This is a genomic window from Solibacillus sp. iso_87, from assembly GCF_056173085.1.
Genome location: NZ_CM149656.1, coordinates 1351500 through 1365753, shown reverse-complemented (window position 1 = coordinate 1365753; position 14254 = coordinate 1351500). Strand labels below are relative to the sequence as shown.

The 14254-nt window shown below is 36.5% G+C and carries 19 protein-coding genes; 8 read left to right on the top strand and 11 right to left on the bottom strand.

Annotated elements, in window-relative coordinates; genetic code table 11:
* Positions 1–9 precede the first annotated feature (9 nt).
* From AC0VXV_RS06700 to AC0VXV_RS06685, 4 genes are all read right to left on the bottom strand, one after another.
* Positions 10–753 carry a metallophosphoesterase gene (locus AC0VXV_RS06700; protein WP_475530851.1) on the bottom strand — a complete coding sequence of 248 codons (744 nt, stop codon included), beginning with the start codon at positions 751–753 and terminating at the stop codon, positions 10–12.
* A gap of 179 nt (positions 754–932) precedes the next feature.
* Positions 933–1649: a LysM peptidoglycan-binding domain-containing protein gene (locus AC0VXV_RS06695; RefSeq protein ID WP_475530850.1), complete on the bottom strand. Its 717-nt coding sequence runs from the start codon at positions 1647–1649 to the stop codon at positions 933–935.
* An 81-nt stretch (positions 1650–1730) separates the two neighbouring features.
* Positions 1731–3176 carry a RecQ family ATP-dependent DNA helicase gene (locus tag AC0VXV_RS06690; protein WP_475530849.1) on the bottom strand — a complete coding sequence of 482 codons (1446 nt, stop codon included), beginning with the start codon at positions 3174–3176 and terminating at the stop codon, positions 1731–1733.
* Positions 3173–4213, bottom strand: a complete 1041-nt coding sequence (locus tag AC0VXV_RS06685; protein WP_475530848.1) for a YpbB family protein — start codon at positions 4211–4213, stop codon at positions 3173–3175. The genes AC0VXV_RS06690 and AC0VXV_RS06685 overlap by 4 nt, the downstream gene beginning before the upstream one ends.
* 102 nt (positions 4214–4315) lie before the next feature.
* Between AC0VXV_RS06685 and AC0VXV_RS06680 the strand changes: the two genes are divergently transcribed.
* From AC0VXV_RS06680 to AC0VXV_RS06665, 4 genes are all read left to right on the top strand, one after another.
* Positions 4316–4564 (top strand): ferredoxin, encoded by a 249-nt coding sequence (locus tag AC0VXV_RS06680; protein ID WP_008404945.1) that lies wholly within the window; start codon positions 4316–4318, stop codon positions 4562–4564.
* 141 nt (positions 4565–4705) lie between these two features.
* On the top strand, positions 4706–5482 hold the full coding sequence (locus AC0VXV_RS06675; RefSeq protein WP_475530847.1) for an enoyl-ACP reductase FabI: 777 nt from the start codon (positions 4706–4708) through the stop codon (positions 5480–5482).
* Between the two features lie 113 nt (positions 5483–5595).
* Positions 5596–5838 (top strand): excalibur calcium-binding domain-containing protein, encoded by a 243-nt coding sequence (locus AC0VXV_RS06670; RefSeq protein ID WP_475531408.1) that lies wholly within the window; start codon positions 5596–5598, stop codon positions 5836–5838.
* A 14-nt stretch (positions 5839–5852) separates the two neighbouring features.
* Positions 5853–6551 (top strand): glycerophosphodiester phosphodiesterase, encoded by a 699-nt coding sequence (locus AC0VXV_RS06665; RefSeq protein WP_475530846.1) that lies wholly within the window; start codon positions 5853–5855, stop codon positions 6549–6551.
* 181 nt (positions 6552–6732) lie between these two features.
* Here AC0VXV_RS06665 and AC0VXV_RS06660 read toward each other — a convergent pair whose 3' ends face one another.
* The 4 genes from AC0VXV_RS06660 to AC0VXV_RS06645 all read right to left on the bottom strand — a co-directional run bounded on the left by AC0VXV_RS06660 (position 6733) and on the right by AC0VXV_RS06645 (position 9098).
* Positions 6733–7380: a FusB/FusC family EF-G-binding protein gene (locus tag AC0VXV_RS06660; RefSeq protein WP_475530845.1), complete on the bottom strand. Its 648-nt coding sequence runs from the start codon at positions 7378–7380 to the stop codon at positions 6733–6735.
* Positions 7381–7853: 473 nt separating this feature from the next.
* A complete protein-coding gene (locus AC0VXV_RS06655; protein ID WP_475530844.1) occupies positions 7854–8024 on the bottom strand; it encodes a hypothetical protein in 171 nt (56 codons plus the stop codon).
* A 224-nt stretch (positions 8025–8248) separates the two neighbouring features.
* Positions 8249–8551, bottom strand: coding sequence for a hypothetical protein (locus tag AC0VXV_RS06650; RefSeq protein ID WP_475530843.1), 303 nt, complete (start codon positions 8549–8551; stop codon positions 8249–8251).
* Positions 8552–8639: 88 nt separating this feature from the next.
* Positions 8640–9098 (bottom strand): hypothetical protein, encoded by a 459-nt coding sequence (locus tag AC0VXV_RS06645; protein WP_475530842.1) that lies wholly within the window; start codon positions 9096–9098, stop codon positions 8640–8642.
* 745 nt (positions 9099–9843) lie between these two features.
* Between AC0VXV_RS06645 and AC0VXV_RS06640 the strand changes: the two genes are divergently transcribed.
* Entirely contained in the window at positions 9844–10044 is a 201-nt protein-coding gene (locus AC0VXV_RS06640; protein ID WP_475530841.1) for a hypothetical protein, read from the top strand.
* A gap of 63 nt (positions 10045–10107) precedes the next feature.
* Here the strand turns inward: AC0VXV_RS06640 and AC0VXV_RS06635 are convergent, their stop codons facing one another.
* Complete coding sequence (locus AC0VXV_RS06635; protein WP_079525806.1) at positions 10108–10308, bottom strand: cold-shock protein; 201 nt, start codon at positions 10306–10308, stop codon at positions 10108–10110.
* Between the two features lie 357 nt (positions 10309–10665).
* On the opposite strand from AC0VXV_RS06635, the gene AC0VXV_RS06630 reads away from it, so the two are divergent.
* Positions 10666–11238 (top strand): nitroreductase family protein, encoded by a 573-nt coding sequence (locus AC0VXV_RS06630; protein WP_475530840.1) that lies wholly within the window; start codon positions 10666–10668, stop codon positions 11236–11238.
* Between the two features lie 76 nt (positions 11239–11314).
* On the opposite strand, the gene AC0VXV_RS06625 is transcribed toward AC0VXV_RS06630, so the two are convergent.
* Positions 11315–11728, bottom strand: a complete 414-nt coding sequence (locus AC0VXV_RS06625) for a MarR family winged helix-turn-helix transcriptional regulator (protein WP_475530839.1) — start codon at positions 11726–11728, stop codon at positions 11315–11317.
* A gap of 174 nt (positions 11729–11902) precedes the next feature.
* Here AC0VXV_RS06625 and AC0VXV_RS06620 point away from each other — a divergent pair, with 174 nt between their 5' ends.
* Positions 11903–12406: a CarD family transcriptional regulator gene (locus AC0VXV_RS06620; protein ID WP_350478975.1), complete on the top strand. Its 504-nt coding sequence runs from the start codon at positions 11903–11905 to the stop codon at positions 12404–12406.
* Between the two features lie 320 nt (positions 12407–12726).
* Positions 12727–13236 carry a DUF3231 family protein gene (locus AC0VXV_RS06615; RefSeq protein WP_475531407.1) on the top strand — a complete coding sequence of 170 codons (510 nt, stop codon included), beginning with the start codon at positions 12727–12729 and terminating at the stop codon, positions 13234–13236.
* Between the two features lie 97 nt (positions 13237–13333).
* Here AC0VXV_RS06615 and AC0VXV_RS06610 read toward each other — a convergent pair whose 3' ends face one another.
* Positions 13334–14245: an ABC transporter ATP-binding protein gene (locus tag AC0VXV_RS06610; RefSeq protein WP_475530838.1), complete on the bottom strand. Its 912-nt coding sequence runs from the start codon at positions 14243–14245 to the stop codon at positions 13334–13336.
* Positions 14246–14254: the final 9 nt, after the last annotated feature.

The window sequence follows — 14254 nt, the reverse complement described above, 5'->3', positions numbered from 1 at the left end:
CAAGTCATCTTACTCAAATTTAATTGTAATAATATGACTTTCTGGCTTAGCGCAGAGGCGCAATGGGACAAGAGTCGTACCATACCCGTTACTGACAAGTTCATAGCGGTTTTTGATTTTTTTAAAATATCCGTGTGGCTGCAGTCCAAATTTTCCAAGGCGGATTTGCCCGCCATGTAAATGTGCTCCAATACTGAGCAGTGGCTGAAACTGCTTATGTACTTTGCCGAACAACTCCGGATTATGCGCAATGAAAACTGTGCTCTTTTCTTCACATTGCTCGATTGCACGCTGAATGTTCTGTTCCCCGGGACGATATGAAACCGCGCTCACAGACAAATTATTTTTGTTTTCGAGTCTGATTGACCCATTCTCTATAATTTGAATTTGATGGTCTTCCAGTAGTTTACGCAGCTTTTGTTCACCGAATTCGATATCATTATTCCCCCATATAAAATAGGTAGGGCCAAGTTTTTTTAGCATACGTATATTATGGAGCACTGTTTCTTCAGAAGTCCGACGATCGACAAAATCTCCTCCTATGAGGACAGCCTGTATATTTTGATCAATCGAATCAATCATCGCCTCATTAATTTTGCGCGCATGTGTATCCGATATAAAATATAGGTGGATTTTTTCACTAACGCCATTTGCTTTCACTTCATGTGACCGGATATTATTTTCATGCGCTTCTTTATACATATAGAGAGCCACTGAAATACAGGCAATTCCGATAATACTTATTATGACCATACACGGTCCTCCAATTCAAAAAAGACTAATTATACAATAGCCTGATTTAATGTATTAATAACCACTAATTTAACGTAGTGTTATTAAGTTTGCTAAAATAATAAATTTCTTTCATAAAGAAAAAGACGAGAGCCGGAACGGTTCGTCTTTTTACTAGTCGTTATACAAGATAGAAAAAATTATGGAACAATTACTAAAACTTGACCTGTTGAAATACTGTCGGATGATAAATTGTTGGCAGCTTTTATTTTATTAACATATTCAGGACTACCATTACCGTAGTACTTTAATGCAATGCGGTATAAATTGTCAGTCGATTGTACAGTATGTGTTTTTTGCTGTGCTTTAGCCGCTTCCTGAGCAGCTTTTTTCTTCGCTTCCTGCTCTTTAGCTTTAGCTGCTGCTACCTTCTGTGCTTCTTCCGCCTTTTTTATTTCCGCTGCTTCTTTTTCAGCTTTTTCTTTTGCGATTCGTGCTTCCGTCTTTTTCGCTTCTTCAGCAGCTATTTTTTCTTTTTCTGCTTTAGCTTTAGCCTCATCCACTTCGCCCGTATTGTCATCATTTGTTTCTTCTTTTTCTTCGTCATCATTAGTAGCAGATGGCTGTGTTTTCGGATCTTGTTTTTGAATCTCCACTACTAAGTCGTCCTTCTTATCCACATTTACGTTTTCACTTGCAGATGTGTTCGGTTCATAGATCAGCCACACATAAGCTAAAATAACTAATGGAATAAAAATTAAGACAACTGTTAAAGCCGTCATAATTGGGTTTGTTTGTTTTTTTCCGTTTTTCTTTCGATGTCGGCTAACACGTGACATTTTTGTACCTGACTCGTTATGTAGGTCAATCTCTTGACGATGCTCCTCTACCTTCTCCCGGTAATCTTCTTTTGTCATGGCCTGCACCCCTCCAACTACTAAAAATTATAACTTTATTATGACCAATTTCTACATAAAAGTAAACGGTTCGATAGTAGATTAAGAGTTTATTAACAATATTTTCTTGAGACGGTGTTGCCAATTTGTCATTTTAATCATAGTTTTTGAAATATCTCTCTCTTCAACAAGTTGAGACAGGTCGATTCCACAGTTGGAACAACAATTTTCCTGCTGCTTCTTTAATTGCTGACCAAAGTACTGAACGACTTGCTTTCGCATACATTCTGCACCTTCTATAAGCTTTAATACAAGCTGAACTTCTTCAAATTTCTTAATCTGTAAATTCCGCATCCGGTTCTTTACTTCCTCGGCTGATTCGCGTGCCAGCCAATAACTTAAAACACGGAAAACCACCTCTGACATTTCTCCGTTTAAAAGTAATGACTGCGGCTGTTCCCCGGCAGCTATCATTTCTGTGAAGCGGTCCACATGTATATTTTTAGGCAGATCTTCTGACGCGATAAATTTTGCAAATTGTTCATCACCATCACAATATAACAAAAAGGCAACCGCTTTCTTGCTATCGCGACCCGCCCGCCCAATTTCCTGCATATAATTCGACAAAGTTGCAGGCATTGTTTCATGAATGACTTGACGGACGTTCTCTTTATGGACACCCATACCAAATGCATTTGTCGCAACAATCCATTCAAGCTGACCGGCTAAAAATTGCTGCTGTATAAACTGGCGGTCCTGCGCTTCCTTCCCGGCATGATAAGCAGCCGCCGAAATATTTTGCTGTAGAAGCTGTAGACTGATCGCCTCTGCTTTTGCCCGGGATTGCGTATAAATTATCCCCGGGCCGGCTGTATCTTTAACATGCTCAACAATCCATTCAATCTTTTCCTCACGTTCTGAGAACAGCTTTTTCACTAGATGAATATTTTCCCTGTTTACAGCGTGCATATAGTGAAAAGGTGAATTCATTTTTAAATAGGATTGGATATCCGCCAAAACCGTATCTGTTGCCGTCGCTGATAACGCAAGTATAGGCGGACGCTTCGATTCCGATAATATTTCGCCAATCCGTAAATAGTCCGGGCGAAAATCAAATCCCCACTGTGAAATACAATGTGCTTCATCCGCAACAATTAACGAAAGTTCCATTCCCTGGATTCTCGCCTTTACTTGAGGTTGCAACAGCATTTCTGGAGATACGAAAATAAAACGGTACTCTTCCAAATAGTGAAGTGCATATCTTTTCTGGTCTGGAGTTAAAAAGGAATTTAATGCCACAACCCGTTTTTCCCCCATTTGTTTTAACTGATCGACCTGGTCTTGCATGAGCGATAAAAGCGGTGACACTATGAGAACCGGCTTTTGAAATAAATAGCCCGGTAGCTGGTAGCACAGTGATTTTCCCATGCCGGTCGGTAAAATGGCCACAACATCTTTGCCAACCATTATATTTTTAATGATCTCTTCTTGCCCTGGCCGGAATGCATCATATCCGAAATATTGCTTTAAGGCACTTTGTAAGTTCATGTAGGGGTCGCTCCTTTCGCCAACGTTAGCCGAAGTTGGAAATAGCTTAGCTGCGGCATTAATTCCTTCAATGTTTTTAATCGTTTCGTATCATAATCTTCGACTGCATCCAGAATTTGTTTCTGTTCTTCACTTGTTACAAATGGCTCAATCGAAAAGTTTGGTTCATTCATAGCAAGTTCGACAATATGATCTTCAATCGTACTCATTTTCAATCGACGAATATGACTGATTTCTTCCAATGTTCTCCCCTCTCTGTATAACTGGGCGGTTGAGTTAGCCGAAGCAGTCAACACTACTTCCACACGTATATATTGCATCATTTCATTTAATATCGGGTATTTTGTTTTTTCACGGTACAATTCATTCAACCAAGTATGCAGTGCGCTTATGTAGTGCAGTTGAACATCCATTTCCTGCATATTATAGCCAAATGCAAGTTGCTGCCACGTAAATCCCGGTTCATTATAGCCGGTTAATCGATACATGAGTATATCTTTCATGTTTTCTTCGACTGCAATTTCGGACAAACTTGCCGTCATTTCTGTGTAAATTGCTTGTTGCAGCAAGCCGTTCTGATAATGATGACGTACTAAAAATTGACGTACCCATTGCTGTATCTGTTCGTTTCTTTCAATCGGTATAAACGCCTTTTTATGATGGAGCTGATGTGACAGACTTTGAATAATAAGCGAAAGCCTGCCGAAAAACAGATGTTCATTGCCACGGTAATGCCAGCCATCAAAAGAAAGAGGCACAGGTTGTGAGACAAGTTGTTTTCCTTGTTCGGTCATTGTATAAAAACCGTTTTCCTCTATTATAATAATACTCTTGGCAAACATGAGATCAATTTGCTCATCAAATTTATGACGAGCTAGTTTTGGAAGCAGCCCAAAGTAGGAATATAAATTAAAGAGTCCCACATCATGAATTGTCTGCCCTGACCGCTTCCCTTTCAATAAATGATAGGCGGCGGAAACAGTACGTTCCTGTTGAAAAGTATGTAAAATTTTTAAAAGAATTTGTTGGATTAGCATATCAAATCCCTCATTTTCGTAGTATTAGGTTGAAAAGTGCCGAAAACACCATTAGAATAAGTAAGAGCTTTATGGAAACGAACGGATAAAGGAGAGGTAACAATGCCAAAATATACTATCGTAGATAAAGATACTTGTATCGCTTGTGGCGCTTGTGGCGCTGCTGCACCGGATATTTATGATTATGATGATGAAGGAATCGCTTTCGTTATTTTAGATGATAACATGGGTACTGCTGAAGTTCCAGAAGATCTACTAGAAGATATGCAAGATGCATTTGAAGGCTGCCCAACAGACTCTATTAAAGTTGCGGATGAAACATTCGACGGCGACTCATTAAAATTCGAATAGTATACAAACATACGAAACGATCTTTTTAAAGGGTCGTTTTTTATTTTGCTCTTTTTTCTCATTGCGCATCTATAATCGAGATGTTATAGTTAATATTAGTAGTAGGTACTAATATTAACTAATCATTTTAGGGGTGTCGTTATGGATTTATTGCAATTAAAAGGGAAAAATATTGTCGTAATGGGTGTTGCCAATGAGCGCAGTATAGCTTGGGGCATCGCAAAACGACTATTTGATGTCGGAGCAAATGTTATTTTCACATATCGTAAAGAACGTTCAAAAGGAAAAATCGAAAAGCTTTTAACAAATTACGAAGACCACAATGCAACAGTTATTGAATGTGACGTAAACAGCGACGAAAGCATTGAAAAAGCATTCAATCAAATCGGTGAACAATTTAAAGTAATTCATGGCATTATCCACTCTGTTGCCTTCGCACATGCCGAAGACTTGCACAACCGATTCGTCGAAACAACACGTGATGGCTATGCCTTTGCACAAGATACGAGTGCCTATTCGCTGATTGCTGTAACAAAAGCTGCAAAACCTTATATGACTGAAGGCGGTTCTATCGTAACGATGTCTTATTTAGGTGCACAGCGTGTTCTTGACGGCTATAATGTAATGGGCGTTGCGAAAGCAGCATTGGAAGCTTCAATGCGCTATTTGGCAGCAGATGTCGGTGCGGATAATATTCGTGTAAATGCCATTTCTGCCGGTGCCATCCGTACATTGGCAGCAAAAGGTGTTCCAAGCTTCAATCAGATCCTGCATAAAATCGAAGAAACTTCTCCGTTAAAACGCAACACAAATCAGGAAGAAGTAGCTGACATGACAATTGTGATGTTAAGCCACCTATCCCGTGGCGTGACAGGCGAAACGATTTATATCGATAGCGGTTATAATATTATGGGTTAGTCTAAAGCGAATTCACTACCTCCCTTGTGAATTCGCTTTTTTATATGATAAAATACTGGTAAATACTGTTTATGGAGAGTTTTCCAGTGAAAAAGTGTTTATCGGGATTATTAATGGGAGCTGTTTTAATAAACGGTTTCTCGTTTACGGCAATATCAGCAGAGGCAGTTACAAAAGCAGTCGCTTATAAAAACTGCACAGAATTAAATAAGGTATATAAGGGCGAAGTTGCGAAAGATGCGAAAACAACGAACAAAGGCGGCAAAACAAAATATAAACCTTTCGTATCAGCCGAGCTTTACAAATTAAATGCGAAAAGTGATCGCGATAAAGACGGGATTGCTTGCGAAAAATAGGAGAAGTGAATTAAATGAAGATTCTCGCTCACCGTGGTTACAGTGCCAACTACCCTGAAAATACGATGATAGCTTTTCAGGAAGCTGCAAAGATGGATATTTGGGGAGTTGAATTTGATGTCCATTTAACAAAGGACAACCAGTTAGTCGTTATTCATGATGAATCAATTGACCGTACATCTACAGGTAAAGGCTATGTGAAGGATATGACACTGGAAGAGCTGCGAGCATTCGATTATGGCTCCTGGTTTGCTTCGGAGTTTGCAGGTCAAAAAATACCTACATTGGCGGAAACTTTGGCTATTTTTATATCAACCCCTTTCCAAATCAATATCGAGATTAAGTCGGAAATTTTTGAATACCCCGGGATTGAAGCGCTCATTGCAAATGAAATTCATGCATTTAATTTAGAAAATCGTGTCATTATTTCTTCATTCAATCATGAAAGCATTGCGCGTTTCCAGCAAATCATGCCAAATGTGAAAACCGCGCTGCTATTCGCTTCGCTTATTGTAAACATAGAGGAATATGTAAAGAAGCTAGGCGCTGATGCGATACATATCCCCTATTACTACGGGATGCGCTCCATTGTTCAGCAAGCAATTAACAAAGGAATGATTGTTAGAACTTATACAGTTAATGATGCAGCAATAGCCCGGCAAATGGAATCACTTCGTATTGATGCTGTGTTTTCCGATGTAGTAAACCTGTAAAGATGCAAAAAACTGGCTTAAAACTCCCTTTCGATATCTCCATACATATTTTTGCACCTATCCAAAAAGTACAGTTTTCGATTTTTAATGAGGTTGACAAATTCCATAAAAAAGATTTGGAAAATATTAATTTTCCAAATCTCTGTCCATTTATTGAAATATTTAAAACGAATCACTAATATTAGTTGATATGCTCCATGAATACTAGTATTTTTTCTATATCAGTTACATGTTGATTGCATTTTTGGCTATCTGCACAGATGTACTTACTATGGTTCGTGAATGTCCCAACTACTTTCCCTTTTGTAGTGGTAGTGAAAAGGCCAACATCTGTATGTCGGTTGCAAATTGTACATATTCCTTTAATGGTGTTGTTAGTGAAAGTACCTTTGATTGCTTGTAACTGTTCGTTTTGTTCAATCACAATATATCTTCGATGTGTTCCTAGATCATCCCAAGCAAAGAAACAAATCTGCTGAAAATCTATTTCTTCAAGCTTTGGTAGTTTTAGCTTTTTTTCTTTCTTAAATAGGTTTTTTAGTGTGCTAGCTGTAATTGCTTTGAACGGGATTACATATTTTTTTAATTGTTCTAAATATTCTTCACCCTGTGCACGATCTTTAATATTTAAAAGTTGTTTAATTAGCTGAGTTTCGTCAGAAGAAAGTACTAATTTCTCAGTGATTTCGCTATCAACTATGCCACGTACAGCAAGTATGACGTCCTTATCTTTTGTAGTTGCAAGTGTTTGTAAAATTTTATTCATTTGTTGCTCAAGCAAATGATAGTTTGCGACCGTTAAAAATGGTTGAATTATTTGGTTTTTCATTTGAAATCTCTCCTTTTTATTAGGCGTTTTATAACATTTTTGGCCTAAAGAGATCATTCTTCTATTCTTACTACATTTATATTTATTTGACCTCTTTAGCCTGTAAAGTATTTAGTCTAGAGCAAGCATTACAAAATAATGCGTCCATATAGATACCTCCTTGAAAAAGCTAATCTGAGTATAACACCTTTTTAGAACTAGTAAATACTAAATATAAAATTATGCAGTTTCTTCGTTTTTCCTTTATTAGTTATTTACTTAACTAATGAAACAAATATTAACCGTGCGTTTATAAATTTTTTGCTGTTTTTGATTTTACTGCAATCCCTTCATTCCCATAAGCATATAACGTGTTCCAAGCACAACCAATCGCATAGAAGGGCTAATTTATTCTCGGTATTATAAAAGCCGTACTTATCATATAGGCATTTGTACGGCAAAAAGAAAAAGCCACTCAATTAAGTGACTTAAGACTAAATACTTTTTACGTAAACTACACTTAATAGAGGTGCGCTAAAAAGCACTTCCCCCTCTGTATCGTAAAAGAAGTAGACCTCATCTTCTACTACGACTTCGTCAACACTATATACAGTTTGTTTTATTAATCCATCGTTCCCATAAGCAACAGCTACTTCATAACTCAATCTAATTCACCTCTAAATCAATAATACAATACAGTAAATTATACCATATGTTATACTAATAGGTAAATCTATGATTCGATAAGTCTATATAGGCGCCAAGGTTAGCATTTGTTAGCAATCTGCTAGGATTCACCTTTGCTGTCGTTTCCTTCTTCACATTCGGATGTGCTCTTAAATAAGCTTGCGTGTGTTGTATAACATATACTATCTATAAATCACCTCCACTATATAAAATAATCATCGTTTTGATGCCACATTCCCTGCCCATCGTAGAAAGCAAGCAATTGATTTTTAGCTCTGTTTAAAGCTTCTTGTTCTGTTTTAAAAATAGCCGCAGTAGTTATATACGCACCTGAATTATTCTTCCCCTGATAAAAATGGCTGGTTTTCATTTGATATAAACCATTTTCCTCAATGTAAATTTTAATTCCAATGCGTTGATCACCTACAAATATAGAATATTCATTCACTAATCGTTTCACTTCCGAAATATCTTTATCTGTTAATACTTCAAAATCCCAATTCATACTATCATCTCCCACTCTATCATAAAACAAAACGGAAGAAATTTCTCTTGTTAATATCAATGGCATTCAAATTAAGCACATTTTATTTTCATAAATAAATAGATAATGCACTTTTAAATACTTTTTCAATATCCGACTGATTAAACGTTATGTCACTCATTTCTCCACCTACAATACCTCGATAAACCCAAGTAGGTTCTCCATTTACATTACCTAATAACAACTCTTCGAAGTGTACATTCCCAGTACTATTAGAGTTAATATATTCGATAGTAATTATAACTGAACCGAAGTATCCGACTGCCTTACTGGCTTGCTTTGCTCTCCCTCTTATTGAAACATCACCAATTACTGATTCCATATGAAAGGGGTTGCTCGTAAAAATAGTAGAATTACCAAATTTACTACCAATAGTTTCGTGCATCTGTTTAAAGGAAGCCCATAATTCTCTTACCTTTATTGGATATTTTTTTATTATTTGTTTCTGATTTTCTTGAGCCTTTTTAATTTTTGCGTAGTTTTCTGCAGCCTTATCTAACCAATCCATATTATTTACCACCTCCTATAGACAGTAATAAAACTAAGTGGGCGTACAAACCAAAACTCATTAACTCTCAATAGCACGTACCTCCGGAGGAATTGCAATACGCACTACTTAAAGCCCTATTCAATCGTAGGTTTAATTTTACCACCACATAGACAAATTCGTCATTTCGGGAATTTCCCTTGCCTTTTTTAGTAATCGAGCAGGTCTTTCGAATTCTTCACAACTTAAAGTAGTAGTCAATCAATTATTCCATCTCACTATGAAACCTTTTTTGTATAATCATCTTATTCTGAATATAAAAAAGAGCACTGGCATTTATCCAGGTGCTCTCAGCTAAAATTTTTTACAGTTGTCATAGATCGAATACTATAGCCTCTCATTTTAATTTGTGGTAACAATACGTGCTCTTATACATAAGGTAATCGTATAGCAATAATCTGTTCAAATAATTCCTTAGAAATTGAAATCACTTGATATAAAAATCCCTAACACTATTAGACCAAAAATAACAATGTATGTATATACCTAACACTTTAAGTAACATCAATTGAGTGCCTCCAGAATGTTATTTAAGACAGTATAGCCAAAATTCATTATCTCTTTACTGCCCAATTTGTTCGAAGTCTTCTGTAAAGGTTAATTCCATCTCCTTATTTTTTCCAAAATAACATTTCTCGTATGAAAATAAATTTCTTGAAACTCACATAGCGTTAAATCTTATACTCCTTATTAGGAGGTGATGGTTATGAAAAAAATTCCCCAATGGAAAAATATAATTATTGGTAAGATTGACAATAATCATCCTCCATCAGAAGAAATTGATGAAGCAGTTGATGAAATCAATAACACAGTAGTTGAAATCAGTAAAGAAGTAGAAGAAACTTTAATTTCTTTTGGCAAAATGAGCTTGTATAGTTTTGCTGATTTAAGTTTATTTTTTGTCTAAAATATACTCAAAAAAAGAGGGATCCTAATGAAAGGATCCCCCTATATCGTTATATCTTTAAAATTAAAGTTTTACGATGTTTGTAGCTTGTGGTCCACGTTGACCGTCTTCTACTGAAAACTCAACTTTTTGACCTTCTTCAAGAGTTTTGAAACCTTCGCCTTGAATAGCTGAGAAGTGAGCGAATACATCAGAACCGCCTTCAACTTCGATGAAACCGAAACCTTTTTCTGAGTTAAACCATTTTACTGTACCTTGTGTCATTTAAATGACCTCCAATTAATTAAATTTAATAAGATCGCAATTCTTCAAAAAGAAAAAAATTCACATATTACAAAAAGTACCAACTAAACCACGAAATACTTTTTGTAATAGGTGAATTTAATGTCTTATAACTATCTCATTGACCTTAGTATACAGCAAAAAATCGGATTCGTCTACTATAAACTCAATTTTATCTGCTTCATCAATTATTTATGGATAGACGCATATTTTTGCTAATTATTCACATTAGATAACTAAAAATTATTTACTTACTTTTTGTAAGCGTTTTGTTTGCAATTATAATTTAGCGTTGGTTATTATAGGAGATGTATTACATAGAACAAGGAGGATTTTTTCATGGTATTACAAGCAAAAGAATTCCGAACAGCGGAGCACGACATTTCCGAAGTATTTTTAAATCGTTGGTCACCACGTGCCTATGCAGACACACCTGTTGCCGAAGACGTATTAAACCGTCTATTTGAAGCAGCGCGATGGGCCCCTTCAGCAGGCAACAACCAACCTTGGCGTTTTATCGTAGCGAAAACAGAAGCGGATTTAGCAAAGTTCCATCCCGTCTTAATGGAAGGTAACTTAGTATGGGCAAAACGTGCACCTGTTTTAGTATTAGTCGTTTCTGAAAATACCAAAGGTTCGCATGAGTTTGATGCTGGGACAGCATGGGGCTTCCTGTCACTTCAGGCAGCTAAGGAAGGTTTAATCACACATCCAATGAGCGGTATTTATAAAGAAGTGGCAAAAGAGGCATTTAACATTCCGGATACGTTTGATGTGCATTTAGCAATAGCAATTGGCTACAAAGGAGACAAAGAAATGCTGTCTCCTGAATTACAGTCACGTGAAACACCATCAGGTCGACGTCCGTTAAACGAAATTGTATTTGAAGGTTCTTTTAAATCAGATTTATAACATACTAAAGTAACCGCATGAAGGAAATATTCTTTCGTGCGGTTTTTCAGTTGACTTCATTTCGAAATTATTGGATTTAAACTTTAAGAAGCGGCTTTTTGAGCATTTCCAGCAGCAGTTCATATTCTTTATCCCCGATCGTATTCCTTACCATCTTTTCTATTTCAAGCTCCATCTTTTTGCTTTCATTAAAAATAACGATCCCCTTTTCGGTCAAATGAGCCATCTTTTGTACTTTTGAACCTTTTATTAATTCGGTGGTAATTAATTCTTTTTCTTGTAAGGAAGTCACAAATTTATGAACCCCTTGCTTTGAAATGTCTAACTGTTTTACTAATTCGGGTACCGTTACATAGCCCTCATATATGTTTTTCAGTACAAACCATTCCGAACTCGTTATATGAAGGTCATTATTTTCATTCCACATAATTTCTGCCTTTTGGCGTAACTGTTTATGTTGGCGATACAATAATTCTATAAAGTCAATCATTGCTTCTCCCCCTTCTTTCTATCAACATAATTCTTAAATAGTCTCAAGCATCATACTAAAGCTAATATATTAATTCAAGTTCATAATACTAATAGGGTATTTAAGTCAACTTAGTTGACTTAAATGGTAAATTACTTTATTATTAAAAGTATAACTTTGTCCGGAGGCGTATATATGTATAAAATTGGTGACTTAACGTTTTATAAATCCCATGGTATTTGCCAAATTGATGGTATTATAGAACAAAACTTCACAGGAGAACCTATGCTTTACTATGTTATGCAATCAAAAATAAGACCGGGAGTAACACTATATCATCCAGTTGAGAGTAAAAACTCACAGCTTGAAAAAATATTGAGCTATGATGAAGCTGTTCAAATTATGGATTGTTTTTCGAATGAACCAAGCGAATGGAATGACCGCAGTACAAACCGTCAAAGAAATCACGCAGAAATTTTAAGTGCGAATAATCATCTAGAAGCTGCCCAGCTAATGAATACACTTCTACGAAAAGATTTGGAATTACAAAAAGACGAGAAAAAAATTACATCTCAAGACTCCCAAATTTTACAGCAACTCTCAACTATTATATTAGATGTCTTGGAAATCGCGCTTAAAAAGCCAAAAGAAGATATCGAAAAAGAAATTTACAAAAGAGTTCAAGGTCCTACTAACTGATTTATAAAATTAGCTTTATTTCATTAACGAGTTGAAGTAAATCCTGTTTACTTCAACACTACGTTACTGATTGACTTACCACTTTATACATAAAAATCATTTCAAATAAGACGCTTGCTATTCTATTCAGTAGCAAGCGTCTTATTTTTTTGTCATGTATAAACAAGCCGAACTTTTCCGTCTATTGTTGAATTTTTTGCTTCTCCATCCATAATCAGGTGACATGTAATATTTTTTTCATTTATTAATGAATGAAAACACTTTAATTGCTCATACTACCGTTGTATGAAATCCACCTAATTTTGAAAGGAAGTGTAATGATGGGAATTTTAACGGGTAACCCAAAAGATGAACCGTTACATTATGGAGAAGTTTTCAACATTTGGTCAAGTTTGGCTGCAGGTTACAGTATGATTGCCGGGTATCAGACTTTTTATAATCATGCCGGTGACCACGACTTGAAAAAAATAATTGAAGACTTTATCCAATTTGCAAGAGAAGAAGTTAAGCAATTAGAAAAAATCCTTAAATTAAATGGAGTTGGACTCCCTCCTGCACCACCAGAACGTCCTGAAGCACGAATCGAAAATATCCCGCCAGGAGCAAGATTCAATGATCCTGAAATAAGTGCAGCATTATCTGTGGATGTCGCTGCCGGTTTAGTTGCTTGCAGTCAGGCTATGGGTATGACAATGCGAGAAGATATCGGAATGATGTATGGTCAATTCCATACAGCAAAGGCACAGCTTGGAGCTAAGCTATTACGCTTAAACAAATCAAAAGGCTGGCTCATCCCTCCACCATTGCATCTGCACCATCCATTGCATTAATAAAAGTATCAAATACACTTTACTTTGATACAAAATCCCCTTATTCATACGATAAAAACGCCATTCCCTAAAAAAGAATGGCGTTTTCGTTAGTTTTCTATACAACTTCATGATAGTAAAGGGCATATAAATCATTCAATGTCACTTTACCAAATGCAAAATCCATTACATTGTTATCCACCAAAAATTCAGTTAGCTCGCTTAACAGCATTGGTTCCGAACTAGGAAGATGCAGCAGTGTCATATCCGTCACGAGTGTTTGCTGCTCAATTAGCGGATATTTCTCCTTTAGCAGCGCTTTGACGGATTCGTCCATATTTTTTACCCGTACTGTTTTGATTTTCGCCTGGCTGAACCCTTCAATAATTTCATTCGTATCGACCAGTTTGCCTCCATTGAACAGGAAAATCCGGTCGGCATACTTTTCCAGATTATCGAGCAAGTGCGAAGCGATAATGATCATTTTTCCCTCGGCCTTTTTCTTCATTAAAATCTTCGAAATAATTTCAATATTATTTGGGTCGAGCCCGTTCATTACTTCATCCATCATCATAATGTCTGTATTCGCTACAATTTGCATTGCAAAACAAAGACGCTGACGCATACCGAGTGAATAAGTACCCGTTTTTTTGTTTACATAATGGCCCATATTCAGCGCTTCAATTGTTTCGTCGATCAGTTTCGGATCGGACTTCCACATCGTTGCGAACATTTTTAAATGGGCACGGCCGCTTAAATGGTTATATAAATCACTTTGATCCGGCATCATCGACACAAACTCGTGAATTTTTACCTCGTTTGATTTACTCGAATAGCTAAGATTACCATTAAACGATACTTTACCGCTTGTTGGCGGCGAATAGTTCATAATGACATTCATCAAAGTGGATTTCCCGGTTCCGTTCGGTGCCACTAGACCGATCATTTCGCCTTGTTCAAACTTAATCGAAATATCGTTTAGTACTTTTTTATCCGCAAACTGAACGGTAATATTTTCAATAGCAATCATTCGTTATCC

What these genes read in the sequence shown, in the direction of transcription:
- AC0VXV_RS06700 (WP_475530851.1), bottom strand. Translation starts at nt 753, where the DNA reads ATGGTCATAATAAGTATTATCGGAATTGCCTGTATTTCAGTGGCTCTC.
- AC0VXV_RS06695 (WP_475530850.1), bottom strand. Translation starts at nt 1,649, where the DNA reads ATGACAAAAGAAGATTACCGGGAGAAGGTAGAGGAGCATCGTCAAGAG.
- AC0VXV_RS06690 (WP_475530849.1), bottom strand. Translation starts at nt 3,176, where the DNA reads ATGAACTTACAAAGTGCCTTAAAGCAATATTTCGGATATGATGCATTC.
- AC0VXV_RS06685 (WP_475530848.1), bottom strand. Translation starts at nt 4,213, where the DNA reads ATGCTAATCCAACAAATTCTTTTAAAAATTTTACATACTTTTCAACAG.
- AC0VXV_RS06680 (WP_008404945.1), top strand. Translation starts at nt 4,316, where the DNA reads ATGCCAAAATATACTATCGTAGATAAAGATACTTGTATCGCTTGTGGC.
- AC0VXV_RS06675 (WP_475530847.1), top strand. Translation starts at nt 4,706, where the DNA reads ATGGATTTATTGCAATTAAAAGGGAAAAATATTGTCGTAATGGGTGTT.
- AC0VXV_RS06670 (WP_475531408.1), top strand. Translation starts at nt 5,596, where the DNA reads ATGGGAGCTGTTTTAATAAACGGTTTCTCGTTTACGGCAATATCAGCA.
- AC0VXV_RS06665 (WP_475530846.1), top strand. Translation starts at nt 5,853, where the DNA reads ATGAAGATTCTCGCTCACCGTGGTTACAGTGCCAACTACCCTGAAAAT.
- AC0VXV_RS06660 (WP_475530845.1), bottom strand. Translation starts at nt 7,380, where the DNA reads ATGAAAAACCAAATAATTCAACCATTTTTAACGGTCGCAAACTATCAT.
- AC0VXV_RS06650 (WP_475530843.1), bottom strand. Translation starts at nt 8,551, where the DNA reads ATGAATTGGGATTTTGAAGTATTAACAGATAAAGATATTTCGGAAGTG.
- AC0VXV_RS06645 (WP_475530842.1), bottom strand. Translation starts at nt 9,098, where the DNA reads ATGGATTGGTTAGATAAGGCTGCAGAAAACTACGCAAAAATTAAAAAG.
- AC0VXV_RS06640 (WP_475530841.1), top strand. Translation starts at nt 9,844, where the DNA reads ATGAAAAAAATTCCCCAATGGAAAAATATAATTATTGGTAAGATTGAC.
- AC0VXV_RS06635 (WP_079525806.1), bottom strand. Translation starts at nt 10,308, where the DNA reads ATGACACAAGGTACAGTAAAATGGTTTAACTCAGAAAAAGGTTTCGGT.
- AC0VXV_RS06630 (WP_475530840.1), top strand. Translation starts at nt 10,666, where the DNA reads ATGGTATTACAAGCAAAAGAATTCCGAACAGCGGAGCACGACATTTCC.
- AC0VXV_RS06625 (WP_475530839.1), bottom strand. Translation starts at nt 11,728, where the DNA reads ATGATTGACTTTATAGAATTATTGTATCGCCAACATAAACAGTTACGC.
- AC0VXV_RS06620 (WP_350478975.1), top strand. Translation starts at nt 11,903, where the DNA reads ATGTATAAAATTGGTGACTTAACGTTTTATAAATCCCATGGTATTTGC.
- AC0VXV_RS06615 (WP_475531407.1), top strand. Translation starts at nt 12,727, where the DNA reads ATGGGAATTTTAACGGGTAACCCAAAAGATGAACCGTTACATTATGGA.
- AC0VXV_RS06610 (WP_475530838.1), bottom strand. Translation starts at nt 14,245, where the DNA reads ATGATTGCTATTGAAAATATTACCGTTCAGTTTGCGGATAAAAAAGTA.